24 protein-coding genes and 1 other annotated feature are annotated in these 26,531 nt (G+C 35.7%); of the genes, 1 reads left to right on the top strand and 23 read right to left on the bottom strand.

The genetic code is table 11. The features are described 5' to 3' along the window. Positions 1–19: 19 nt before the first annotated feature. The 5 genes from J5Y03_RS07805 to J5Y03_RS07785 all read right to left on the bottom strand — a co-directional run bounded on the left by J5Y03_RS07805 (position 20) and on the right by J5Y03_RS07785 (position 5,443). Positions 20–1,204: a Ger(x)C family spore germination protein gene (locus tag J5Y03_RS07805; protein WP_209404286.1), complete on the bottom strand. Its 1,185-nt coding sequence runs from the start codon at positions 1,202–1,204 to the stop codon at positions 20–22. Beyond that, entirely contained in the window at positions 1,197–2,711 is a 1,515-nt protein-coding gene (locus tag J5Y03_RS07800; RefSeq protein ID WP_209404284.1) for a spore germination protein, read from the bottom strand. The genes J5Y03_RS07805 and J5Y03_RS07800 overlap by 8 nt, the downstream gene beginning before the upstream one ends. A gap of 142 nt (positions 2,712–2,853) precedes the next feature. Continuing rightward, a complete protein-coding gene (mreB, locus tag J5Y03_RS07795; protein ID WP_209404282.1) occupies positions 2,854–3,855 on the bottom strand; it encodes a rod shape-determining protein in 1,002 nt (333 codons plus the stop codon). 163 nt (positions 3,856–4,018) lie between these two features. Further along, the gene (gene spoIIID / locus J5Y03_RS07790) at positions 4,019–4,288 is read right to left on the bottom strand and encodes a sporulation transcriptional regulator SpoIIID (RefSeq protein ID WP_209404280.1); all 270 of its coding nucleotides are present in this window, start codon (positions 4,286–4,288) and stop codon (positions 4,019–4,021) included. A 372-nt stretch (positions 4,289–4,660) separates the two neighbouring features. Further along, positions 4,661–5,443, bottom strand: coding sequence for a M23 family metallopeptidase (locus J5Y03_RS07785; RefSeq protein ID WP_209404277.1), 783 nt, complete (start codon positions 5,441–5,443; stop codon positions 4,661–4,663). A 764-nt stretch (positions 5,444–6,207) separates the two neighbouring features. Then, positions 6,208–6,502 (top strand) — a binding site (T-box leader). Positions 6,503–6,551: 49 nt separating this feature from the next. Between J5Y03_RS07785 and J5Y03_RS07780 the strand changes: the two genes are divergently transcribed. Continuing rightward, complete coding sequence (locus J5Y03_RS07780; protein ID WP_209404275.1) at positions 6,552–8,171, top strand: peptide ABC transporter substrate-binding protein; 1,620 nt, start codon at positions 6,552–6,554, stop codon at positions 8,169–8,171. Positions 8,172–8,234: 63 nt separating this feature from the next. Here J5Y03_RS07780 and spoIID read toward each other — a convergent pair whose 3' ends face one another. The 18 genes from spoIID to J5Y03_RS07690 form a co-directional block, all read right to left on the bottom strand. Beyond that, the gene (spoIID, locus tag J5Y03_RS07775; RefSeq protein ID WP_209404531.1) at positions 8,235–9,245 is read right to left on the bottom strand and encodes a stage II sporulation protein D; all 1,011 of its coding nucleotides are present in this window, start codon (positions 9,243–9,245) and stop codon (positions 8,235–8,237) included. A 397-nt stretch (positions 9,246–9,642) separates the two neighbouring features. Then, positions 9,643–10,947: a UDP-N-acetylglucosamine 1-carboxyvinyltransferase gene (gene murA / locus J5Y03_RS07770; RefSeq protein WP_209404273.1), complete on the bottom strand. Its 1,305-nt coding sequence runs from the start codon at positions 10,945–10,947 to the stop codon at positions 9,643–9,645. A 31-nt stretch (positions 10,948–10,978) separates the two neighbouring features. Continuing rightward, entirely contained in the window at positions 10,979–11,725 is a 747-nt protein-coding gene (locus J5Y03_RS07765; RefSeq protein WP_209404271.1) for a YwmB family TATA-box binding protein, read from the bottom strand. A 126-nt stretch (positions 11,726–11,851) separates the two neighbouring features. Next, positions 11,852–12,064: a DUF1146 family protein gene (locus J5Y03_RS07760; RefSeq protein WP_245208807.1), complete on the bottom strand. Its 213-nt coding sequence runs from the start codon at positions 12,062–12,064 to the stop codon at positions 11,852–11,854. 114 nt (positions 12,065–12,178) lie between these two features. After that, positions 12,179–13,675, bottom strand: a complete 1,497-nt coding sequence (nuoN, locus tag J5Y03_RS07755; RefSeq protein WP_209404268.1) for an NADH-quinone oxidoreductase subunit NuoN — start codon at positions 13,673–13,675, stop codon at positions 12,179–12,181. A 3-nt stretch (positions 13,676–13,678) separates the two neighbouring features. Then, positions 13,679–15,187, bottom strand: coding sequence for a complex I subunit 4 family protein (locus J5Y03_RS07750; RefSeq protein WP_209404527.1), 1,509 nt, complete (start codon positions 15,185–15,187; stop codon positions 13,679–13,681). After that, positions 15,187–17,040 (bottom strand): NADH-quinone oxidoreductase subunit L, encoded by a 1,854-nt coding sequence (gene nuoL / locus J5Y03_RS07745; protein ID WP_209404266.1) that lies wholly within the window; start codon positions 17,038–17,040, stop codon positions 15,187–15,189. Before nuoL ends, J5Y03_RS07750 begins: the two co-directional genes overlap by 1 nt. An 18-nt stretch (positions 17,041–17,058) precedes the next feature. Next, on the bottom strand, positions 17,059–17,373 hold the full coding sequence (gene nuoK / locus J5Y03_RS07740) for an NADH-quinone oxidoreductase subunit NuoK (protein WP_209404264.1): 315 nt from the start codon (positions 17,371–17,373) through the stop codon (positions 17,059–17,061). Continuing rightward, the gene (locus J5Y03_RS07735; RefSeq protein WP_209404262.1) at positions 17,370–17,882 is read right to left on the bottom strand and encodes an NADH-quinone oxidoreductase subunit J; all 513 of its coding nucleotides are present in this window, start codon (positions 17,880–17,882) and stop codon (positions 17,370–17,372) included. The genes nuoK and J5Y03_RS07735 overlap by 4 nt, the downstream gene beginning before the upstream one ends. Then, entirely contained in the window at positions 17,879–18,298 is a 420-nt protein-coding gene (gene nuoI / locus J5Y03_RS07730) for an NADH-quinone oxidoreductase subunit NuoI (RefSeq protein ID WP_209404260.1), read from the bottom strand. The genes J5Y03_RS07735 and nuoI overlap by 4 nt, the downstream gene beginning before the upstream one ends. Before the next feature lie 33 nt (positions 18,299–18,331). Then, on the bottom strand, positions 18,332–19,333 hold the full coding sequence (gene nuoH / locus J5Y03_RS07725) for an NADH-quinone oxidoreductase subunit NuoH (RefSeq protein WP_209404258.1): 1,002 nt from the start codon (positions 19,331–19,333) through the stop codon (positions 18,332–18,334). Next, the gene (locus J5Y03_RS07720) at positions 19,333–20,433 is read right to left on the bottom strand and encodes an NADH-quinone oxidoreductase subunit D (protein ID WP_209404256.1); all 1,101 of its coding nucleotides are present in this window, start codon (positions 20,431–20,433) and stop codon (positions 19,333–19,335) included. Before J5Y03_RS07720 ends, nuoH begins: the two co-directional genes overlap by 1 nt. 3 nt (positions 20,434–20,436) lie before the next feature. Further along, positions 20,437–21,720: an NADH-quinone oxidoreductase subunit C gene (locus J5Y03_RS07715; protein ID WP_209404254.1), complete on the bottom strand. Its 1,284-nt coding sequence runs from the start codon at positions 21,718–21,720 to the stop codon at positions 20,437–20,439. Continuing rightward, positions 21,717–22,235 (bottom strand): NuoB/complex I 20 kDa subunit family protein, encoded by a 519-nt coding sequence (locus J5Y03_RS07710; protein ID WP_209404252.1) that lies wholly within the window; start codon positions 22,233–22,235, stop codon positions 21,717–21,719. Before J5Y03_RS07710 ends, J5Y03_RS07715 begins: the two co-directional genes overlap by 4 nt. Continuing rightward, entirely contained in the window at positions 22,226–22,630 is a 405-nt protein-coding gene (locus J5Y03_RS07705; RefSeq protein WP_209404250.1) for an NADH-quinone oxidoreductase subunit A, read from the bottom strand. Before J5Y03_RS07705 ends, J5Y03_RS07710 begins: the two co-directional genes overlap by 10 nt. A 221-nt stretch (positions 22,631–22,851) precedes the next feature. Then, a complete protein-coding gene (locus J5Y03_RS07700; RefSeq protein WP_209404248.1) occupies positions 22,852–23,391 on the bottom strand; it encodes a hypothetical protein in 540 nt (179 codons plus the stop codon). Between the two features lie 416 nt (positions 23,392–23,807). Beyond that, complete coding sequence (locus J5Y03_RS07695; RefSeq protein ID WP_209404246.1) at positions 23,808–25,658, bottom strand: DHA2 family efflux MFS transporter permease subunit; 1,851 nt, start codon at positions 25,656–25,658, stop codon at positions 23,808–23,810. Between the two features lie 12 nt (positions 25,659–25,670). Further along, entirely contained in the window at positions 25,671–26,324 is a 654-nt protein-coding gene (locus J5Y03_RS07690) for an HlyD family secretion protein (RefSeq protein ID WP_209404245.1), read from the bottom strand. Positions 26,325–26,531 lie beyond the last annotated feature (207 nt).

Genomic DNA, 26,531 nt, shown 5'->3' with positions numbered 1-26,531 from the left:
ATTTTAATTACCTTCTTTTCTAGTAAGGATAAGTTTCAATATTCATGCCAGTATGTCTTAATTTGAACACTACAGTCATTTTCACACTTGCATTTGCAAATAGCTGATTCCATTTCTTTTCAGCAGATTTCCACTTTTTAGGATTTGACATGTGGTACATTTCTCCAAATCCGAATATGTCACTCTTGGCTTTTTGAGCTGCCTTTATTCCAGATAGAACCTCTTTTTTTAGTTCCTGGGCTGCTTCTTTTTGGAATTTTTCCATTACCTTTTCTCTACCAATGTTTTTATTACATAGTAATTCGTCAAGATACCCATATCCATATAGTGTAATATTAATAAAGGCTTTCCCACCTTTAACATCTACTTTCGATTTGCTTTTTAAACGCGTTATTTCAATAGAACTGTATCTATTATCTTCACATTTAATCGATAGATTAGATTGTTTAATCGTATTGTCGATCACTTGGATTGCTTTTGATTTCTTTCCATCCAACCACCCAACCAACTTTCCACTTCTGAACATACCTACCCCATTTAAATAGGTGTACGCATTCTTTGATTGTTCTGTATTGCCTTTAGTGCTTCCTAGCTCTACACTTCCTTTTACACTAATTCCACTAATCGATGGTTCCTTCCCTTTACTACTTAATTGCGAAACAAGTTCATACAATTTTATGTCTTTATGTTCACCTAATACAGCTGATGTATTTTTAAGTTTACTTATAATTGATTCTGCTGGTATTTTATCTAATGCAGGCATTATATCTAAAACATTTTCTACTTTTGAACCTCTAGCAATTAAGACCGGAATATTTATACGTACCCTTGCGTCTCTCTCGAATGTATCAAAAATAAAATTTAATCCCTTCTTTGTTGCTAGGTCTTCACCTACTAAAACTAAAGCAACCTGTGAATAGACATTTTGACGTGAAAATTTTCTAGTAGAATTTCTTGCTGCTTCAGACAAGGTCTTTCCTGTATCAGAATATCCGATTACTGGTGTACCCCCAGCACCAGGGTTTTGGCTAGAATTTTCACTTGGATTTATAACTTGAAACGTTACTTTATATAAATCATTTTCAGGTAAATAATCAAGTCCCATCGCGATGACAATACCTAACTGATTTAATTCTTGGTAACTAGAACACCCCGTGACTAGACCACTTATCAAAAAAAGAATAATAACCCATTTTTTAGCCATCCTGCTCACCTTCATTGTTACTTTTTAACGGAAATATTAATACGCCATCTTGATGCTCTCCAGGGCGGAATGGTGCGAGTGCCGCTAAGTATGGTGCACCAAAAGAACGTAAGCTACACATATGGATTACAACAAGAAGCCAACCTACAATAATACCAAATAATCCAATATAGGCTCCTAAAAGGAGAAATCCAAAACGTAACAATCTAGCAGTAATTGAAAGGTTATAATAAGGAATCGTAAAACTTGCAATTGCTGTAATGGATACGAGAATAACCATTGCTGCAGAAACGAAGCCAGCTTGTACAGCCGCTTGACCTAAAATTAATGCACCTACAATCGAAAGGGCTTGACCTACTGCCCTGGGCATCCGAATACCAGCTTCTCTTAAAACTTCAAACGTAAACTCCATCAATAATGCTTCTACAATTGCTGGAAAAGGAACACCTTCACGTTGGGCAGCTAAACTAACCAGCAAAACAGTTGGAACAATCCCTTGATGGTGAGTAAGAATCGCAACAAAGACTCCTGGTGCAAGTAACGCAACAAGAAATCCTATAAATCTAAGTAGTCTTACTGCAGAACCAATATATTGATTATGATAATAATCCTCAGGAGATTGGAAGAACTGCAAAAACGTAGCAGGAAGAATTAAAGCATACGGGGTACCTCCTGTTAATATGGCAACTCTCCCTTCTAATATATTTCCAGCAACTGCATCGGGACGCTCAGTATTTAACATTGTTGGAAAGATCGTTTTTTGGTCATCTGTTATTAAATTTTCTATAAAGCTCGATTCTAATACTTCGTCGATTTTAATTGATTGCAATCGAGTTCTTACTTCGTTTATCAATGATTCTTCTGCAAGGCCTTCTACATAAACAATCGCTATATCTGTTCTCGTTACATCACCAATTACCAAACCTTCTATTCGTAAGGCCGGATTTTGTATACGATTCCGAATAAGCGATGTATTCGTACGAATACTTTCTGTAAAACAATCCTTTGGTCCTCGAATAACTGTTTGTGTCGTTGGCTCTGTTATACCTCTAGATTGCACGATCCTTGTAGAGGCAATTAGAAATTCAGTACAATTATTGAGTAAAATAACAGTATCACCATATAAAATAGCTGACATTAATTTGTCATATTTAGAATCGGTTCTTAAAGCTGAAACAGTTATATGCTTGAGCATTTGTTTCTTAATCCCATCAATTGAGAAGTCTTCACCTGCGTTTGAACAATACCGTACTAGCTTCTCAATAATAAACTCATCAATGACTTGCTCATTAGACATACCATCAAAATGTATAGTGGCAATAGAGATATTTTTCTGCTCATCAATACAAATCTCACGAATAAGCAAATCGACGCTATTTCCTAAATCTTTTTTAATTCTAGCAATATTATTTTTGATATCCTTATCCAAAGGACCAGTATTACCAGACTTATATTCAATTGGATGGTTTTTCCGTTTGTTTTTTTTCTTATCACTCTTTAACGTCATGTATACTCCACCTCCACTAAGAAGAAAGGCCATCGTATTTACAGTTCCCAAAAAATGTTAATGTATGTACTTGTTCCCTTACTTATAGGTACAAAAAAAAAGCCCTGAGCTTTTTATAGCTCAGAACTTTTAAATTAATCGATTATTTTAAATAGCGAGTTGGAATTTTATCAATGTTTTCTAGCATAATACCAGTTCCGACTGCAACACATTGCATTGGATCTTCAGCAATGAAAACAGGTACTTTTAATTCTTCAGAAAGTAACGTATCGATTCCATGTAATAATGCTCCGCCACCTGTTAAGATGACTCCACGGTCGATAATATCTGCTGATAATTCTGGTGGAGTACGTTCTAGTACAGTTCTTGCAGCTTGTACAATTAGTGAAACTGGTTCAGCTAATGCCTTCTGAATTTCTTCAGAATGAACTGTAATCGTACGTGGTAAACCAGTAACCATGTCGCGTCCACGGATATCAATAGACTCTTGTCGTGCACCCGGGAATACTGTTCCTACTTCAATTTTAATTTGTTCAGATGTACGCTCACCAATTAATAATTTGTACTCACGTTTGATATAGTTTAAGATCTCCATATCAAACTTGTCTCCAGCCATTTTAATTGAAGAGGCGGTGACGATGTCTCCCATAGATAATACAGCAACATCAGTCGTTCCACCGCCAATATCAATGACCATATTTCCGCTAGGTTGGAAAATATCCATACCTGCACCAATTGCAGCAACTTTAGGCTCTTCTTCAAGATATACTTGTTTTCCACCGCTTTTTTCAGCAGCTTCACGAATTGCTTTTTGCTCAACAGATGTGATATTTGTTGGACAACAGATTAAAATACGAGGCTTAGACATAAATCCTTTTACATCTAATTTGTTAATAAAGTATCTTAGCATTGCTTCTGTAATATCAAAATCAGCAATGACACCATCTTTAAGTGGACGAATTGCAACAATATTCCCTGGTGTACGACCTACCATGCGGCTAGCTTCTTCACCGACAGCAAGTACTTTTCCACTATTACGTTCTATTGCAACAACGGATGGTTCGTTTAAAACAATCCCTTTACCTTTTACATGTATTAAGACATTGGCAGTACCAAGGTCTATTCCGATATCCTTTGAAAACATTCGTTCAAGCTCCTCCTTATTCACTATGCACTACTTGAGCAGTTTCCGAATATGTGCTATTCCAAAATATAATTTTACCATAAACGCATGAGTTTAGTAATAAAATTATTTTGAATCTGGAGGTTAAAAATTACTAACTTTGTTTTAAAGGAATCGTAAAGTCTTATTTTACTAATTTTTCGATATCTTCTTTTTGATACTTTTGTTTCGTTGCTTCACCACCCCGAAGATGCCTGATTGATTTGTGATAGTCTAGAATTTCTTTTACTTCATTTGCAAGCTCAGGGTTTATCTCTGGAAGACGTTCAGTTAAATCCTTATGCACTGTACTTTTTGATACACCAAATTCTTTCGCAATAACTCGCACTGTTTTCCTTGTCTCCACGATATATTTCCCTATCTTGATTGTTCTCTCTTTGATGTAATCGTGCACACTACTCTCCTCCTCGAATTGGATGTGAGAAGCGTGAAATGAGACTCGTTCTGACTGACCTAACTGCTGCACTTCCTGCTGTGACTGACTTGCTGAGGAATATTTATTTTGATTAGGTAAAAAAACCACGATCCCTCACCTCAAACACCTCTTTGATGGGTTTATAACATTGTATTAGCTAAAGCCTATTCCTATGCACGAATCTGTAATTTATCTTTTTGTGGTTGTCACTTTTTTTGATATTGTGTGTTGTGTTGTGTGCCTGTCACTTTTGAAATGTGGATAAAATGTGGACAAATTTTTGGAAAACGCACAAAAAAACACCACAAAAAAACCGTACCAAACTTTAGTTTGTGTACGGTTTTTCCTTGCTTATCCTTGATAGTCGGCTGAATCGCCTTTATCATTTCCATTATCTTTAGATGGTTTTTTATCTGATGTGCTTGATCCATTCGTAGCATCTGTGTTATTTTTTTCTGAACTTAAAATGACAGATACTTCTTGGTTAAAATATTTTTCTGGATTAATTGCTACACCATCTTTACGTAATTCAAAATGAACATGTGTACCATTTTCTTTTCCGATCAGCGCTGTGCCTGACACACCAACAACTTGTCCTTGTTTCACTCTATCTCCAGCTTTAACAGAAATTTTTTGTAAGCTTTCATAATATGAAACTAGTCCTTTACCATTATCAACAGTGACAACATATCCTAACTCTGAATCTTTTTCAGCTTTTGTAACTGTACCACTTAATGCAGCTGTTACATCAAATGATTTGCCATCATTTTTAGCAAGGTCAACTCCAGTATTCAACGTATACGTTGTATCTTTTACAATTAAAGATTGCTGTTGTTGCGATGCAGAAGCTGTGTCATCATAAAAATGACTCTTTACTTCAACACTAGTGTCTTTTGATACAGGGTAAGCCAATTTTTCGTCCACTTTTGAAACTGGTAGAGCTTCTGGACCATTATTCGTATTAACCTCTGTAGATGGTGGATTCATCGGTTTTGACGAATTGCTAAATTGGTACCAGAGAGCACCTGTTAGTATAATTGCTGCACTTGCTAAATAAATTGCTGGTACTACCCAACGTTTTCTTAACATTTTAATCACTTTCTGAGAAGGTTTCTTGTTTTGTTCCTCTCTCATCCTTATCACCTCTGCAATCATTTTCAACAGATTCGCTAAATTATATACTCAATTTAGAAAATTTTAATTCGACAAAATTCTTAATTTTCCACAGTTATTGAATAATTGTGGAAAACTTTTCTACAAATTATTAACAAATGCAAACGACTTATCCACACTTTTCATTTACTTATCAACAGGAATTGTGGATAATTCAGATATATTGTGCTATTTCAGTATGTGTAAGTTGATTTCCATTCCAGGATGCTCGCTTTCCGAGGGGCGTGAGCTGAGCCTCCTCGTCGCTATCGCTCCTGTGGGGTCTCAGCCTTCCCGCATTTCCCACCGGAGTCGAGCACCCTTCCATTCCAATCAACTTCTGTCTTTAATTTATAAAACCTAAAATCAACAATCTTTTAAAAAAGAGTCTTTCTATAAGACGGCCGGTGAGCATCCCCGTCGCTATCGTCCTGCGGGATCTCAGCCTTCCCGTATCTCCCCCGGAGCCTGACACCCTTCCATTCCAATGAACTTCTCTAATTGTTAAATAACTACAAAGTTAACTTAAACAGACTCATCCTCTTATTAGATCTTTAGTTTAAAGAATTCATAAAATCCTAACTTTTTATCATAATGAAAAATTTTCTAGTATTTTTTTTGTTGCAAAACCATTTTTCCTATTCTATAATCACATTACACAAACTAATTACTTGGCCAAGTAAAAGTTGTTATTTAAAATCAAACTGAAATTTAAATCGAAATTTACTATAAAAATAATTAAATAATGCAATGCTTTGACAAAGAAGAGTAGGCTTTACAGAAACTTCAGAGAGCTGATGGTTGGTGAGAATCAGTGTGGATGTATTGTTGAATGGGCTTTTGAGCAACCAAACCGAACATGTACAGTAGGCTTTGGCGGATTGTCTTACCGATAAAAGAGACAGGTATTCAAACATTTGTTTCGATACTGATTAGGTGTCCTCACTTAAATAGTATCCAATTGTTTCGATACTATTTTAAGTGAGTTCTTATTTTTTAAGAGCTAATAAAGGTGGCACCACGGGAGTCCTCGTCCTTTTTATAAGGCGGGGACTCTTTTTATTTACATTTTTTTAGGGGGTAAGTACAAATGAAACATAAAATGATTAAATCAATTGGATTAATTACATCATTATCATTCCTTTTAGCTGCATGTAGTGGAAATCAATCAACTTCAACATCAAACGATAAAACGATCAAATTAATGGACACAGCTGATATCACAAGTCTAGATAGCTCTATTGCCTTAGATGGCCCTTCATTGAATGCATTAAATAGTGTGATGGAAGGATTATATATGCCAAACGAAAAAGGTGAATATACTCCTGCTGCTGCGCTTTCGCACACAGTCAGTAAGGATGGAAAAACATACACATTTAAATTAAGGACCTCACACTTTTCAAATGGTGACCCTGTTACGGCAAATGATTTTGTTTTTGCTTTCAAAAGAGCTCTTGATCCTGCAACAAAAGCTCAATTTGCTTATGATATGTATGATATAAAAAATGCAGAGGCTATTAATAAGGGAAAACTACCTGTTGATCAATTAGGTGTAAAAGCAATCGATCAATCAACATTACAAATTGAATTAAATAGACCAATCCCTTATTTCATTCAGCTTACTAGTCTACCTATGTTCTTCCCTTTGGATGAAAAGTTCGTCAAGAAAGAGGGAGATAAATATGGTCAAGAGGCTAACACGACGGTGTATAATGGACCATTTGTCGTCAGCAAATGGAATCATGGAGTTGGCTTCGTCATGAAGAAAAACAACCAGTACTACGATAAACAAAATGTAAAAGCTGATACAATTGATGTTAAAGTGATGAATGAAACCTCAACAGCTGTTAATTTATACGAAACTGGTGCATTAGATCAAGCGATTATTGATTCAGATGTGATTGACCGTTTTAAATCATCAAAAGAACTCCACACACTTGCAATGCCGATTATTTCATACATTAGTTTCAATGAAATGAACCCTTTATTACGTAACAAAAAAGCTCGCGTGGCAATTGCTCACGCATTTGATAAAAATAGTATTGCAAATGATTTATTAAAAGATGGTTCAATCCCAACTGATCGCTTTGTTCCTAAAGGGCTGGTCAAAACAAAAAAAGGTGAGGATTTCGTAAATTCCACTACAGTTGACTCAAACGTTTCATTGAGTCAAGCGAAACAATTATTTTCAGAAGCTCTAAAAGAAGAAGGTAAAACGAGTGCAACTTTATCTTTATTAGTAAGTGATAGTGAGACTTCACGTAAAATAGGAGAGTATTTAAAGGCACAGCTTGAAGGTAATTTACCACATTTAACGATTAATATTGTTGTTCAACCAATTCAGCAGAAGAATGTCCTTAGAAGACAAGGTGGATATGATCTTTCTTTAGATACATGGGGTGCGGATTATCCAGATCCAACAACGTATTTAGACTTATTTACATCTAATTCAGCTTTAAATTTTATTCACTATAAAAATGAACAATATGACCGTCTTGTAGAGGAAGCAAATACAGTTGATTTACAAAATGAGTCAAAACGTTTTTCTGTTCTTCATCAAGCAGAAAATACGCTATTAAATGATGGAGCAGTTGCACCAATCTACCAAGCTGGTTATGTCTACCTTCAAAAACCAAACGTAAATGGCATTAAAGTTCGCCCATTTGTTGGCTATTTTTATTACAAATATGCTAGTAAAACTACAAATTAAAAAATATTCAAACCTAAAAACCGCACTAACCTAATGGTAAAGTGCGGTTTCATTATTATTCTACTACTTTAACAATGAAGGACTAATTTTTGAAATTTGAACACCTTGATAATAGTACTGTGCTATCTCTTTATATGTCTTTCCTTGTTTAGCCAATTCATTTGCTCCGTATTGGCTCATGCCAATCCCATGTCCATTTCCAACTGTCGTAATAATAATATCGTTACCTTCTCGTTTTAACGTAAAGTCTGTTGAGCGTAAATCAAGCTTTTCACGTACTTCTCTACCTGTCATAATTTTATTATCAAATGCAATTTTGCCAATTCGATTTGTTTTTGTTCGTTCAATCACTTTCCCTACTTTTGATTTAGATGTTAGCTTTATATCTAATTTCTTTTGAAAGCTTTCGACCGATAGAACCTTTTTGGCAATATAATCTTTCGCAACTTGATCCCATGGACTTGGGACACTTTTTAAATAAGGTACACTTTTTTTCCAATAGTCCTCTGCATTTTCAGTTAGTCCATTACTAGATGAAAAAAATGAAGCTGTGATAGGTTGTCCATCGTAAGTAATAATTTCGTTCTTTGTTGATGCGACAGCTTTCTCAACCTTTTTTATTTTCCAATCATAATCTGCCCCAAATACTTTCTTAAGTTCGTCTCGATTTAAATAAACTTGATTCATCACGGTATCTGTGACATCTCCGCCTTCAGGATTTTTTTCTCCCTGTTCTAACCTTTTTACAATAAAGGTACGCGCACTTAGAGCTTGTGCCTTTAATGCTTCTTCATTAAATTTAGCTGGCATTTCTGATGCAACGACACCGACTAAATAGTCATCAAGGGGTACTTTTTCCACCTTATCAATTTTAGACCGATAGACCGATACTTTTATACCATTCGACTCTTTTCCAGGATTCATCTGATTTGAAATGATTTGCTGGTTTAGATGGTCTCCTAACTTCCCATCCGTTTTTTCGTGAAACGGAAGTACAAGTAGTGTAGGCAACAGAACAACGACAGAACAAGTTGCCAGTCCAGTAACGAAAAAGGACTTAATGGACATCTTCATATTCCTCCTATTCACTTATGATCATCCAACTATTTTCAGTATCCAAACAGTTTTATTTGATTTGTATAATATATGAGTGTGGACAAGCAAGTAGAACAGAAAGCAAGAATACGGTTCATCGCGCGATTTATTTCGGAATTTTCTGAATAAAATTAAGAAATTTCGCCTATAACATAAATAAAGTGAAACTTCCATCAGTGGGGGTCTTACTGTCCGATAATGCGGGATAAATAGAATGGAACTACTAAATGAACGATTTTCAATAAGTTAGTAATTGTGAAATGGCTAAAAAAGCTAGTCTGTGAGTTAGACACAATCAAAAAAAGAGTCACCAAAAAGGCGACTCTCTTGTTAAGTAAATTTAACTATATCTGATAAATATATGATTTCTGTAGAATTAAGCGTGTAAGTCTTTAATTTCTTGCTCTTCAGTAATAACGCTTGGTTCATTTATACGTTCAATGTCCGCTCCAAGTGCAGCAAGCTTTTTATGGAATCCAACATAACCACGATCTAAATGTTTTAATTCCGTTACACGTGTGTAACCATCTACAACTAAACCAGCTAGGATTAAAGATGCTGCTGCACGTAAATCTGTTGCTGTCACTTCAGCTCCTTGAAGCATAGAAGGTCCTTGAATGATTGTAGAGCGACCTTCAATTTTAATGTTCGCATTCATTCGGCGGAATTCTTCTACGTGCATAAAACGATTTTCAAATACCGTTTCAGTAATCATACCAGTACCATTTGCTTTTAACAGCAATGCCATCATTTGAGATTGCATATCTGTTGGGAAGCCAGGATGTGGCATCGTTTTAATGTCAACAGGTTTTAAATTATCAGATCCGATGATACGCACACCTTCATCTTCTTCAATAATTGTTACGCCCATTTCACGCATTTTTGCGATAACTGAGCTTAAATGTTCTGGTACAGCATTTTCAATCAATACATTTCCGTTAGTGATTGCAGCAGCAACCATAAATGTTCCTGCTTCAATGCGGTCTGGAATAATGTGGTGAGTTGTACCAAACAACGTAGGAACACCCTCAATACGAATTGTTCCAGTACCTGCTCCGCGTACTTTTGCACCCATTCCATTTAAGAAATTTGCTAAGTCAACGATTTCTGGTTCTTTTGCGGCATTTTCGATAATTGTTACACCTTCAGCTAATGTTGCAGCAGACATAATGTTTTCTGTTGCCCCAACGCTTGGGAAGTCTAAATAAATCTTCGCACCTTTTAGACGTCCGTCTACTTTTGCCTCAACAAAGCCATTACCAACCTTTACAACCGCACCCATTGCCTCAAAACCTTTTAAGTGTTGTTCAATCGGACGAGAACCAATCGCACAACCACCCGGTAAAGCTACACGAGCATGGCCATTACGTGCTAAAAGAGGACCCATTACAAGAATAGATGCTCTCATTTTACGTACATATTCAAATGGAGCTTCAACGAATAATTCTTTTGAAGCATCCACAGTAACAGTATTGTTGGTAAATTCAACTTCTGTATTTAAATTACGTAGTACCTCATTAATTGTATAAACATCTGATAATGTTGGTACGTCATGAATGATATTTTTTCCGTTACTAGCAAGTAGTGCTGCAGCAAGAACTGGTAAGACAGCGTTTTTAGCACCTTCTACACGTACTGTGCCCTTTAGCTGTTTCCCGCCACGGACAATGATTTTTTCCAAGCTGTTCCCCTCCGTGTCTAAAGTATATCTATTAATATTCTACTGTAATAATTGGTGACCCTAGTGTGACCGTTGTTTTATGATCAACGTCATTTTCCCGAATGGCCATCTGAAAGTTCATTTTTTTTTGATTTACGCTAAGAGCGTCGTTCCACTGTTTAGTATATGCTGAAACAGAGATGAATGCCCCTTCTTTTACATGCTCTAATTCGGTCGCATGAAAAGTTTTTAATAAATCACTTTTCATACCCTGCAAAACACTTTCAAGTTTATCACCCATTGTCCCTTTTACACAAGTGAAAATTTTTGGTTTTTTATTAAAAATTTTTGACAAAGACTTTGTAATTATGTTACTAGCTTGATTTTTTACTTTTTCCGACCAATTCTTGCCTATTAATTGATAAAGTATGTATACTTGTCCATCTTGTTTTAAAATTTGAGAATCAGCTGTAGCTACGACACGTTCTTTAAAATTTCCTATTTGCCTAACCCCAACTATTTTTGATCCCTCTTTCTCATGAGTCCATGAGAAGTTAGGTAATTTACTCTCTAATTCTAATTCAACCTTTTGTAAACTTTTATTTGATTGACTCTCAGTCTCCCTTGCATAAATTGACCATTCCGAAACAGTTAATCCCTTCTGCTGTAAAACGTCAGCAAATTGATTAGCCTGGCTCAAGTCTGCTTGGGCCTCACTAGGTTTATTCCACTGAGTAAAAACAAGAAAAACAAAAACTATGACTAATAGACTACTTATCCATCTTTTCCCCGTTATCATAATCGATTCCCCTCTCCTTACTCTCATTTTTCACAGATTTAAAGAGGTTTATACGGTATGAATAGTAGTCTTTTTTTGACAAAAATTTTAATGTCTGTCGGAGCTGAACGAGTCCGCTTCGCTTTTCTATTTGTGAAAGAAGAATGTTAGATTTGATGTGTATTGGAGATAGTTTAAGAAAAAGTTACTGACTGCTGAAGAGATTGTTAATGTCAGTAACACCATGAATAAACGAATTTGGGCTACTTTTCCTTGTTTCATAATTGCTTCCCATTTAATTGCAGATATCGCCCACCATGTCAAAATGATAAACACTAAATGAATAATAATCGCTAACATTGCTTGAGTTCCTATAACCGTTTCGATAATAGACGCCTCCCATTCTTTTTACCATAAGAAAAAGTGTAGGATCATCTCCTACACTTCGTTATTACTATTAATATACCATATAATTTAGGCTGCGAAGAAATCCTTTATGATTTCCATTTTATGAAATACTTCGTATGCAAGTGAAGGCTTCACACCTAATAGGATTGTTACTACTGCACACACTAATATGACAAGTAAATGAGGTGCAGGTATTCTAATTTTACGATTTTCTCCTTCACGGAAGAAGATATGTTGAAGGATACCGAAATAGTAAAAATACGAAACAACCGTTGTAATTAGTAGAATTGCACCTAACCAGTAAAAGCCTTTTACTGTTACAAATGCACTCATGAAAATGTTCAGCTTCCCAATGAATCCAGCTGTTAAAGGAATTCCAGCTAATGATAATACATAGATTGTCATGAAGAGAGCTAGTATCGGATTGCTTTTTCCTAAACCCGCAAAAGAAGCTAATGAATCATTTCCATATTGTTTTTCAACATTATATGTGATGGTCATTGCACCAATTGTCATAAAGGCATATGACAATAAGTAGAACCACATACTTTCAAACATAAATGGAGAAAGTGATACAAATGATACTAATAAATAACCACCATGTGCAATACCAGAGTAAGCAAGCATACGTTTAACGCTAGATTGCTTTAATGCTACAGTATTTCCTATGATCATTGATAAGGCTGCAAGTATACCAACTACTGGCTGCATATTTTCAAAGATTGTTACACCTTTTTCATTTAATACCGCAGCTGTAAAGATCGATAAGAAAATACGTAATATGATGATAAATCCACCTGCTTTTGAAACTGTTGCTAAAAAGGCAGTTACAGGTGTTGGAGCACCTTGATAAACATCTGGAGCCCACATATGGAAAGGTACAGAAGCAATTTTAAATGATAATCCTACAAATAGTAAAACAAATGCAATGACAAGAAGAAATTCATTACTACTTGCCATACCTTGTGATAAGGCAATATTCATTTCTGTAAGATTTGTCGTGCCTGTTAATCCGTACACATAACTTAATCCAAATAAAGTAATCGCTGTTGAAATACCGCCATTTATGACGTATTTTAGAGCAGCTTCTGTTGACTTCTCTCTTCTCTTTTGAATACCAACCAAAATATAAGAAGAAATTGATAATAGTTCCAAGCCAACAAATAATGTAATTAAATCACTGCTAGATGCCATATACATTGCACCTAGTAAGGCTGTAATAAATAAAGTGTAATATTCTGTTCGATCTGCAATCTTATCATCACCTAACGCAACTAGGTAGACTAATATTGCAGCGATCAATAAGATAAATTTAAATAAAATTGAAAAAGAGTCTAACTTAAATGAGCCATATAATAGTTGCGTTGGTTTATGATGAAACAGTGTACATAGAAACACAAATGACGCAACTAGACCGATAAACCCAATCCAACCTATTACTTTTTTCTTTGATTCTTTTGGTAAGATCAATTCTAGGATCAATAGAAGAATGGTAGCAGCTATTAAGATAATTTCTGGTCCCATTGTTTCCCATTGAAAAGTTGATAATGCTTTCCAAGTCATCTTCTAGATCCCCCCTAACCCTTGAAGTATGAAATCAACTGATGCCATGATTGAATCATTGACAATACTTGGTGCTACACCTAGTAATACAATTGCAAGTATTAATACTAGAGAAGCTATTCCTTCAATTGCTGTGATGTCTTGAACTTCTTTGATCTCATCACTTGTATTACCAAATGTCATTGCAAGTACTGCACGGAGCATATATGCTGCTGTTAAAATAATTCCTAGAGTACCGACTGCTGCAATGATTTTGTGTGATTGAAATAATCCAACAAAAGATAGCCACTCACCGACAAAGCCAGATAATCCTGGTAAGCCTAATGATGCCATTGCACCAAATAACAATATTCCTGCCATACGAGGAGATACCTTTGCTAACCCACTTATTTTTTGCAAACTAGTTGATCCCACTCGGCTTTCAAGCATTCCTACAACTAAAAATAGAATTGCAGCAATTAGCCCGTGTGAGACAGATTGAAATACTGCACCTTGTATACCTGCACTGTTCATTGCAGCAAGCCCCATAATAACAATTCCCATATGAGAGAAACTTGAGAAAGCAAGAACAGAACGTAAGTCTTTTTGAACAAGCGCAATATACGCTCCATATAGTAGGTTTACGACCCCAAGAATCGCTAGAACCGTTCCCATTTTATGAACTTGCTCTGGGAAAATCCCGTAAGCAAAGCGTATTAATCCGTATGTACCAATTTTCAATAGTACACCAGCGTGGACAATAACAACTGCAGGATTTGCCTGAGTATGTACATTGACCATCCAACGATGGAACGGGAACAAAGGAAGCTTAATAGCAAATGCTATTAATAAACAAACTAATAGAGCCATCTTTAGATTTTCAGAAATTGGACTAACAGTATTCATCCCAGATTGTAAAATTGCTACGAGTTCACTATAATTTGATGTCCCTGTTCTCGCAAGCAAGACCGCAATCACGAAAAGTAAAAATGCAGAACCCAATCCGTTATAAATTAAAAACTGATAACCAGCTTTTTCACTCTCGAAACGTCCCCATTTTCCAATTAAGAAGAACATTGGGATTAATGTCATTTCAAAGAATAAGAAGAATAACACTAAATTTTGAGAAGCAAAAACGCCAAGCATACCTACTTGTAGTATGAAAAACAGTTGATAAAATTGTTTTGTTCCTTTATTAAGATGATAAGAAGCTAGAACAGCAATCACCGAAACAACAGCAGTTAATAACAGCATGACTAGTGATAGCCCGTCTACTCCCAATTCAAATTTCACTTCAAACAATTTATGACCATCAACAGCATACTTTCCAAATTGGAACCAATTATAAGACATTGACCATTCTTTTAAAATGGAAGGATCTTGCCCAATAACAAATGCGTAAATTGCGATAACAGACGTAATAGCAGTTGAAAATAGAGCAGCTGCCTTACGTGATACTTCAGGTACGATTGAGACAAGGATTAATCCTACAAGAGGAGATAAAACAAACCATAATAAAAATGTTGAATTCATCATAAGTTGTACCCCCCTGTTACGACAATCCCGATTAACAATAATACAATTCCAAGTAATGTTATAAAGCCATACGTTTGAACTTGGCCACTCTGCAATTTAGATCCGATTGAGCCAATTCCACTCACAAACCCTTTCACTGTTGAAGCAATTCCTTCTACAATATAACGCTCAACAGCATACGCAAATTGGCCGATCAGTACCATTCCACGAACAAATGTTACATTATATACTTCATCAATAAAGTATTTGTTATAAAGAATTGTGAACCAAACGCCATCTTCATTTTGTGATAGCTCACGACCTTTACGACCAAAAATGTTATATGCTAACGAGATTCCCGCAAGTGATACTAGCGTTGCGACAATTAAAATCCATGAAGGTTCCCCATGCTCAACAATTTTAAATGGTACCTGTTCAAGTAAAAAGTCATTTAAATACGTACCAAAGAATGGTGTATTTACATAACCTGCTAATACCGCAAGAATACCTAATAACGTCATAGGTACAACCATTGTCATCTTTGATTCATGAGCACCTTTTGTTTTTTCTTCACCTGTAAATACAAGGAAGTATAAACGGAACATATAGAAAGATGTAAAGAATGCAGCAATTAATGCAATGAAAAATAGAACATAATGCCCATTTTCCCAAGCTGCCGCTAGAATTTCATCCTTACTGAAAAATCCAGATAATAACGGAACCCCTGTAATAGCAAGCGTACCAATTAAAAAGAGAGTAGATGTCCATTTCATCTTATGACGAAGTCCACCCATTTTAAAGATGTCTTGTGTATGAACAGCATGAATTACACTACCCGCTGCTAAGAATAATAGAGCTTTAAAAAATGCATGTGTCATCAAGTGGAAAAGACCCGCTGTATATCCACCTACACCTAATGCAAGCATCATGTAACCAAGCTGACTAACTGTTGAATAGGCAAGTACTCGCTTAATATCACGTTGAACAATTCCGATGCTAGCAGCAAAAATAGCTGTAAAGCCACCAATTGTTGCTACTACATTCATTGCTGTTCCACTTGCAAGGAAAATCGGATAAGTTGTTGCTACTAAGTAAACCCCAGCAGCTACCATTGTTGCAGCATGGATTAAAGCTGAAACTGGTGTAGGACCTTCCATTGCGTCAGGCAACCATGTATGTAATGGGAACTGACCTGATTTCCCCATAGCTCCAACAAAGATAAGAATCGCAATTAGAGTAATGTATCCTGAACTAACATCACCATTTGAAATTGATTGAAAAATCACATCAAAATCAAAGCTTTTTGTTTTCCAGAATAACAGCACCATGCCGATAAATAATCCAACATCCCCTATGCGTGTCATAATGAAAGCTTTTTTAGCCGCTGCCTTTGCTTCTTCTTTATAGAAATAGAAGCCTACTAATAGGAATGATCCTAAACCTACTAGTTCCCAAAATACATATAATTGTAGAATACTAGGCGATAACACTAGTGCAAGCATTGCAAAAGTGAATAGTCCTAAATAAGAAAAGAAGACTGTAATACGGTTATCGTCTTCCATATAAGCCGTTGAATAAATATGTACTAATGTACTAACAAATGTAACAATAACAAGCATTAATGCATTAAGTGCATTTACAACATACCCTACATGTACATCTACTTTTCCGAATGAAAGCCACGTGTAAAGATGTTGTACATTTTCTCCCTGCATACGATCAAATAAGACGAATAAGGAGAGTATAAACGAAATTCCGGTTAAACAAATTCCAATTATTCCACTTAGCTTCTTTCCTTTTGTTCCTAAAATAACTAATAGAACAAACGAAAGGAGTGGAAGTGCTGGAATAATCCAAGCATACTGCATCATAGACGTTCACCCTCCTTACTATTTTTGTAACGTATTTGCTTCGTCTACATTGACCGTCTGACGATGACGGTACCATGCTAATAAAATTGCAATGCCAACAGCTGCCTCAGCTGCAGCAACAGAAATTGTAAATAATGAGAATACTTGACCCGTTAATGATGGTGTTACGCCAAGCTTACTAAATGCAACCAAATTAATATTTGCAGCATTTAGCATTAATTCAATACAAATTAATACGATAACTGTATTTCGCTTCGTTAACGCACCATATAATCCAATGCAAAATAAAATTAAAGCTAAAAGAAGATAGGCTTGAATTGGTACTGAACTCATCCTTCTGTTCCCTCCCCTTTGTCATCTGATTTTGCTAAAACAATTGCTCCAACTAGTGCAACAAGTAGCAAAATAGACATTACTTCAAACGGAACAATATAGTTAGAGAAAAGAAGTTTTCCTATATTTTTCGTATTATTTGTTGTTAAATCTGTCGCACTTGAAGATATGTCTAATCCATTAATTCCAAAGAATAGAACTGCTCCAAATGCAATGACACCTAGCAGCGCCCAAAGATTTCGCCAATTTTTTTTGTGATTTTCACTAGCATCATGTTTCGTTAACATAATTCCGAAAATCATTAAGATTGTAATGGCTCCAGAATAAATTAAAATTTGAACAACTGCTACAAATTCAGCTGATAATAAAACGTATATACCTGCAATGCTAATAAAGGTTAGTACAAGAGAAAGCATCATATGCATAACCTTTGAAGCATTTAGCATCATGACACCGCCCAAAATAGCTGAAAGTGAAAGAAGAAAGAAAGCAACTGCTACTCCACTCATGCTTTATTCTCCTTTCGAATGTTTTCATCATTTTCATCTAGCCATTCTAAGTTTTTAAATAAATCATCCCTAGAAAATTCAGCTAGCTCAAAGTTATTTGTCATAATGATTGCTTCCGTTGGGCAAACCTCTGTACACAAATCGCATAAGATACATATTTCAAAATTGATATCGTAAGTATCAATAATTTTTCCTTTTTTCGTTGGATCTGGGTGTTTTTTTCCTGTTAGTTGAATACAATCTGTCGGACAAATAGCCGAGCATTGATTACAAACGATACATTTTTCAGGATAAAACTTTTGAATGCCACGAAAACGATCCGGTATCGGAATTGGTTGATTTGGATAATCGTATGTTACTTTTTCTTTTGTTAAATTTTGTAGAGTATATTTTAAACCCTTCATTAACCCAATCATATTTTCCACCCCTTTTGATTGGTAAGCTGTTTTTTAATAGAACAAGCTCTTGATAAGTGCTGTTAAGACGATATTTGCTAATGAAACTGGCAACAGAACCTTCCATCCAAATTCCATTAGTTGGTCTGCTCGTAAACGAGGGAACGTTACACGGAACCAAATTAATAAATACACAACGGCACTAAATTTCAATGCGAACCAGATTGCTCCTGGAATAAAGTCTAAAAACATTACTGGTTTCCATCCCCCAAGGAATAGAACTGTAATTAATGATGCCATTGCAAAGAAATAAACGTACTCAGAAAGCATAAAGAATGCCCATCTGAACCCTGAATATTCAGTATGATAACCTGCTACAAGCTCTGATTCAGCTTCTGGCAAGTCAAATGGTGTACGATTTAATTCAGCAACCGCTGCAATTAAAAAGACAACAAATGCGATTGGCTGTGTAAAAATAAACCATACTTTATCCTGTGCATTTACAATATCGTTTAAATTTAAACTTCCTGATAATAAAATTACGCCTAGTACACTCATAACAAGTGGAATTTCATATGAAATCATTTGGGCAGCAGCACGCATACCCCCAATTAATGAGTATTTATTATTAGAAGCCCAACCACCAGTTACAACGCCAAGTGTTGTTAAGCCTGATACAGCTATGTAGTAAAGTAATCCAACACCGATATCTGCAAATTGTAATTTGTCTGTAAACGGAATTGTTGCAAGTACCATAAAGGCTGGTGCAAAAGCGATAATTGGTGCAATGATAAATAATGGTTTATCTGCAGCTTTTGGAATCGTATCTTCCTTTAAAAGTAGCTTTAATACGTCAGCTACTGTTTGAAGTAATCCAAAACGTCCACCAACTTGGTTAGGCCCAATTCGGCCTTGCATGAATCCCATAACTTTACGTTCAGATAAGATTCCATACGTTACGAATCCTAGAACAACGAATAGGAAAATTACACCAAGACCCAAATAAATAAGAAAATTAACCCATGATGGCGTACTTTGCAGTAGGTTTGTCATCATTAGCCGTCTACCTCCCCAAGCACAATGTCAATTCCACCTAATATTGTAATTAAGTTCGCTATATTTTCGCCTTGTAACAATTTCGGTAGAATTTGAAGGTTATAGAACGATGGGCGACGGAACTTCAGGCGGTAAGGCTCTTTCTTTCCATCACTTGAAATATAGCAACCTATTTCTCCACGTGGAGACTCAATGCGAACGTACCCTTCTCCCTTAGGAGCTTTAATAATTTTTGGAACCTTAGCTAAAAAGTCTCCTTCAGCTGGGAACTGTTCAACAGCTTGCTCTAGGATTTTTAATGACTCTTCGATCTCTAGCATTCTGCACATATAGCGGTCCCACGCATCTCCAACTTTTCCAACTGGCACATCAAAATCAAAACGGTCGTAGATTGAATATGGTGCATCTTTTCGTAAATCAAACTTAATACCCGTACAACGTAAGTTAGCCCCGCTCAAAGAGTAATTAATCGCATCTTCTTGAGAATAGGCTCCTACACCTTTTACACGATTAATAAAGATCTCATTACCTGAAACAAGGTCATGATAACCTTTTAATTGTTCACGCATATAAGGGATAAATTCTTTAACTTTCTCAATCCAACCATCTGGCGCATCCCATTTCACTCCGCCTACACGCATATAGTTAAAGGTTAAACGAGCGCCACATAGTTCATTTAATAGATTAATAATCATTTCGCGTTCACGGAATGCATAAAGGAATGGGCTGACAGCACCAATATCAAGTAGGTTTGTTCCCCACCATACTAAATGACTTGCTACACGCCCTAACTCCATTGCAAGAACACGTAAATACTCAGCTCTTTCAGGAACTTTAATGTCCATCATTGTTTCAACAGCATGAACAAGTACATAATTGTTTGTCATGGCAGATAAGTAATCCATACGGTCTGTATATGGAATAATTTGTGTATATTGTAAGTTCTCTGCTATTTTTTCTGTTCCACGGTGTAAATAACCAATGACAGGTGTTGCTTCTTTTATAATTTCTCCATCAATCTTTAATACAAGGCGAAACACACCATGCGTACTAGGATGCTGTGGGCCTACGTTTAGTAACATTTCTTCTGTACGAATCATGTGTTACACCCCCTCATCAAATTGGACATAATCTTTTCGCAGAGGATATCCTACCCATGTTTCTGGTAAAAGAATACGCTCTAATTTTGGATGACTTATAAACTGGATACCTAGTAAGTCGTACGTTTCACGCTCAGGCCAGTTTGCACCTTCCCAAATGTCAGACACAGATTGTACTTCTGGTTGTTCCCGATCTAATTTTACTTTTAAGGCGATACCATGTTTACGCTTATATGAATGAAGGTACACATATACTTCCATATACTGTACATAATCTGTTCCATGTAATTCAGATAAGTAAGTAAATGCTAGATCATCATGATTTTTTAAGAAACTCGCCACTTGATGATATTGCTCTTTTTTAATTGTAAAAGTTGGATCATGTTTTGAAAGCTTGTTGATTTGAGCCTCTTCAATTACGTCTGCTCCAAATTGCTTTTCAATTAATGATTTAATTTCATCAAGATGTGGCTGATTGTGTGAAGGTTGTTCTTCTACAACTTCACTAGGCGCTTCATCACCAGATGTAGCTTTCGCCTTTGCTGCTGCAGCTGCCTTTGCTTTTGCGATTGCAATTGCTTTTGCCTTTGCTTTTTCATCATCAGAAGAAGCTTCACTAGTTTGTCCTGATTCTCCCGCTTTTTGTTTCGCGAGTGCCGCCGCCTTCGCTTTTGCTGCTGCGACTGCTTTTGCCTTTGCTGCTGCTATTGCTTTTGCTTTTTCATCATCTTCTGAAGCAGGTTCACTTTCTTGTACTGAATCTTCACCTTTTTGTTTCGCAAGTGCCGCTGCCTTCGCTTTTGCTGCAGCTGCTGCTTTTGCCTTTGCTGCTGCAATTGCTTTCGCTTTTTCATCTTCTACTGAAGCCGGTTGTTCTTCTTGCTTAGCAGTTTCATCTGATGACACTGGATCTTCACCTTTTTGCTTTGCTAGGGCCGCTGCCTTTGCTTTCGCTGCAGCTGCTGCTTTTGCCTTTGCAAGTGCTACCGCCTTGGCTTTTTCATCTTCTGCTGAAGCCGGTTGTTCTTCTTGCTTAGCAGTTTCATCTGATGACACTACATCTTCACCTTTTTGCTTCGCTAGGGCCGCTGCCTTTGCTTTCGCTGCAGCTGCTGCTTTTGCCTTTGCAAGTGCTACCGCTTTGGCTTTTTCATCTTCTGCTGAAGTTGGTTGCTCATCTGAACCTGCTTCTTGCGCCTTTAGGTGCTCCATCTTATTACGAGCTGCTTCCTTTGCACGCTCTGCAGCTTCTTTCTTTAATTGCTCTTTTGATTTTTCCTCACTCATTTATTCGTCACCTGCTTTCCTGTCTTAGCTTCGTAACGAATTTTTTCTTTTAATTTATTGATTCCATAAATTAATGCCGCTGGATTTGGTGGACATCCTGGGATATATACATCCACTGGTACGATTTGATCTACTCCCTTTACAACTGCATATGAGTACACATAAGGTCCTCCTGCCGTTGCACAAGATCCCATCGCAATTACCCATTTCGGTTCAGGCATTTGATCATATAAACGTTTTACAATAGGTGCCATTTTTTTCGTTACAGTACCTGAAACAATCATCACGTCGGATTGCCTCGGAGATGTACGGAAGAACGAGCCAAAACGGTCCAAATCGTAGTGAGATGAACCTACCCCCATCATTTCAATTGCACAACAAGCTAAACCAAATGTTAACGGCCATAGTGAATTGCTACGCGCCCAACCTTTTACTTGTTCCAGTGTCGAGAAAAAGATATTATTTTGAAGTTCTTGCATTTCTTCAACTGACAGTCCGTCTAATTTCATAACCATTTCAACACCTTCTTTTTCCAAGCATAAATAAGTCCTAATAATAACATCAGGATAAAAATAATCATTTCAACAAATGCAAAAAAGCCTAGCTTATCAAAGGCTACAGCCCATGGGTAAAGAAATACTGTTTCAACATCAAAAATGACAAATAAAAGTGCAAATATGTAATATCCCGCATGGAAACGAACCTTTGCATCATGAAATGGAACGATTCCACTTTCATATGTTGTTTTCTTTGCATCTGTTGGTGCATTTGGTCGCAACATCTTTCCAAATACATTTAGTGCTACAACAGGCAAAGCAATACCGATTACTAAAAACACAGCAACAATGACATAATTATTTAAATACACGTTCACTGTACCTGCTCCTCCCTTGGTCACAAACCTGTACATTATACATATATATTACAAATATAATGTATTTTTCATTAATTTTTATTTTTCAGTAATGTAATCGTAACCATTATAACAAAATGTGGCAGAAAAGTGTCGATAAATATTGGTTTTTATCTAAAAATTAAAACAGTCTGTTAATTAAATGCTTTGATTTTCCTACCTATAAAAACAAGCCATACCCATTTCGGCATGACTTTTACGATATATATAGATATTACTTAGGTTAAGCTCTCTAAATCGACATATTGTTCTTGCTCTAACGTTCTTCCATTTAGTGCATCCATTATCAAATTGGCACTTATAAAATTGAAATCTTTTTTAGCTTCTAATAATGGAATTGCAATTAAATTTAGCTGGAGGTTTTCAAATAATGGGGCATGTTGATTTTCTGAAGGTGCAATCTCAAAAGCACGTATTTTATAATCAGTAGATTTTTTTTCATATAGAATGTAGCCTAGTATAACCGAATCATTTGGAAGTGTAATTTTTTTAAAATAAAAGTCTTCCTTATTAACATATTTTTTTAGATGCGTACCTAACCAAACCTGATTCTGAGCATTTTCAAAATCATTTAATGATACATCTGTAACATGAATTGGTTCTTTTTTTTGCGTAACCGAACGAATAGCATACTTATTTAACGCGTCTAACAGGTAGATAATAAGCTCTTCTGCAACTTTGAAATCATCATTTTCTAATTCATCTTGTTCACTCAAGCTTTCTTTTTCAAGTTGATCAGCATCTTTATAAAACACCATATTAGCAGCTCCTTTTTCTATTAGGATTTAATCTCAATATAATCATTAACTACCAATATGTAAAAAGACTAAAATTGTTTCATTTTATAATTTTTGATGTCCAAAATTGAATTTTAGATAGACTTTAGTCAATTTTTGCTTAAGTAAAATTGAATTTTAGACATTTTCCATATTTTTTTGGAAAGTTATCAACAAGTTAGTAACAATTTTATTTATCCCGCATTAACGGACAGCAAAACCATCACCTCAAGATTTAAAGAAAAATGAGGAAGATGTAGGGGGCTAACCATCAGTAGGGGATGAAAAAGTCCCCACTGATGGAAGTATCACTTTATTTGGATGCTTTAATAAAAAAAGAACTCCCTAAATTAAAAGGAGTTCTTTCCTAATGAAGCTATTTAAATAGTTTCGTGAACTTATGACGCTACACTCTCATTTTCCGAAGTTAGATTAGTTTTGTTTGATACTCTTTTTTTTACCATTCTACCTCCGTAGAAAACTGCTAATACGAGTGCAATAAATGAAAATAGCGTAGCAAGTAGGAATCCATCGTTGATTCCTTTAATAAACGATAGTTTGGATGCTTGAGCGTATAATAATTGTCCTGCAACACCACTTGCTTTTTGCTCAGGTATACCACTTGCATGAGATAATTGGATTGCTGTGTTATGAACCCAATTCATGACTACTGGATTCGTTTTTGTAATTTCATTTGAGTAGTCTGCCAAGTGACTTGTAGTTTGGGTTGTCATAACCGTAACAAGAATAGCTGTACCAACTGATCCAGCTACTGCACGTAATGTATTCTGTGCAGCCGATCCATGCGGAATTATTTTTAATGGTAATTGGTTTAAACCCTCTGTTGAGATTGGCATCAAAATAAATGACATACCAAATGAACGAATCGTATAAAGCAACATCAAATGGAAATATGGCGTGTCCATTGATAGTTTCGTTAACTCATAGGTTGTAATTGTCATGATTAATAATCCGAAGATTGCTAGTGGTTTTATCCCTACTTTATCAAACAGTTTACCCGTAATCGGCCCCATAGCTCCCATTATTAATGAACCCGGTAGTAACAGTAATCCTGATTGCAAGGGAGTGTAGCCTTGAATATTTTGTAAATAAAGTGGAAGTAAAATCATCCCACCATACAATGCCATTGTTACAATAATGTTAATGATAACTGTATAAGAGAATCGGAAATTTTTAAATACCCTTAAGTTAATAAGCGGTTCTTCTGTCTTTAATTCTTTCAAGACAAAGATAATTAAAGCAATTAAAGCTATAATCAGCGAACTAACTACTTCACCGCTACTCCAACCTTTATTCCCCGCTTCACTAAAGCCATACAGTAACGTACCAAAACCAATTGAAGAGAAAATGATTCCTAATAAATCAAGACGAGGGAAACGTCTCGCACGATCCAGATGGAACCAAGTTTTTCCTAAAAAGATAGTGGCTATTCCGAAGACAGTCATAGCATAAAATAAAATATGCCAATTATAATTTTGAATGACATATCCTGTTATAGTTGGGCCAATTGCAGGAGCTAAAATCATTGCTACTCCCATTAATCCCATTGCCGCACCACGTTTTTCAGGTGGGAATAATACCATAAAAACATTTGTTCCTAAAGGCATCAAGATTCCTGCTCCAACTGCCTGAATTAAGCGACCTATCAGCATGATTGTAAAATTGCCGGATAAAGCACAAATAATTGAACCAACTGTAAAAAAGGCCATTGCACTTATAAATAATTTTCTATACGTATACGTTTCTACTAAATACGCACTAATTGGAATTAAGATCCCATTCACTAACATAAACCCAGTCGTTAACCATTGAGCTGTTGAAGTTGAAACAGCAAATTCAGTCATCAATTTTGGTAAAGCAACATTGATAAGTGTTTGGTTTAATAACGAAAGGAACATACCAATTAATAAAACTGTTAATACCTTACCTGTGCTAAAGGTTTGAGGTGTTTCTTTTGTGTTCGTTTTTTTAACTTTTGTTTGAATAGACTCTTCTTTAATTTCTTCTGTTTGAGGTAAGTCTAAGTTTTGTTGTGTTGCTTTATCTTCTATTTTTTCAATCGTTGAACTTTTAGATGATTCTTTATGTTCAACCACAGAACTTTTCGTACTAACTGATTTCTCTTGTAGAACATTTTTTTTAATTTGTTTTTTCACAACAAATCTATTTACTAAAATAAATACTAGAATACTAAAGATTCCGTAACCAATCATAATTGTTGTGGACATTGTATATCCCCCTTATTTATGAATACGTACAGAAACATTCATACCAGGTACAATATCCAGTGATTTATTACGATCTAAAGAAATGGTTACAGGTACTACTTGCTCTACTTTTGTATAGTTTGCTGATGAATTACCTGATGGTAGTAAACTAAATGTACTTGCTGTTGCTAACCCAACATGTTCTACAGTTCCTGTTAACGTTGTATCTGGATAAGCGTCTACATATACATCCACTTCTTGACCATTTTTAACATCTTCTACTTGTGTTTCTTTTATGTTGGCAGTTACCCATAAATTATTTAAATTATATGCATAACCAAGTGGTGTTCCTGCTGCTACTAATTGATCTTTAATCGCCATTGACTGAACGATCGTTGCAGAAGTTGGTAATGAAACTGGTACTTCTGTTGGTTTTGAATTAGTAGATGTCGGTGCAGCTAAAATTTTTCCAAATTCAGAATCTGCTCCGAACGTTTTTCCAAAATCCCCGTTCCATTCTTCTAATTTACCAGTTGCTGGTGCTGAAATAACAATCTGTTGACCATCAATTTTAGCATTATCTGTTTTTATATAATTGGTAGCTTGATCATAATAATAATATCCACCAATTCCCGCAGCTGCTAAAACGACTAGTGTAATAATGTTTACGATAATTAACTTTCTCATGTAGTCCTCCTTAATTTTTCCTAGATGTAAATAAAATTATTTCTTTCTTACACATAATGTACTAAACTAATTAAACAACACGTTGTTGTTTAATGAATCCATTTCTTAATTATAATGAAATCAAAATTCTTCACAACCAATAAAAAATATCATTTCCGTTGCTTAAACAACATTTTCGTTATTTTTGTATAGAAAAAATGATTAAAT

The organism is Gottfriedia endophytica, assembly GCF_017814275.1.
Taxonomy (GTDB): domain Bacteria; phylum Bacillota; class Bacilli; order Bacillales; family Bacillaceae_G; genus Gottfriedia; species Gottfriedia endophytica.
This window is presented reverse-complemented; position numbering and strand designations above follow the sequence as displayed.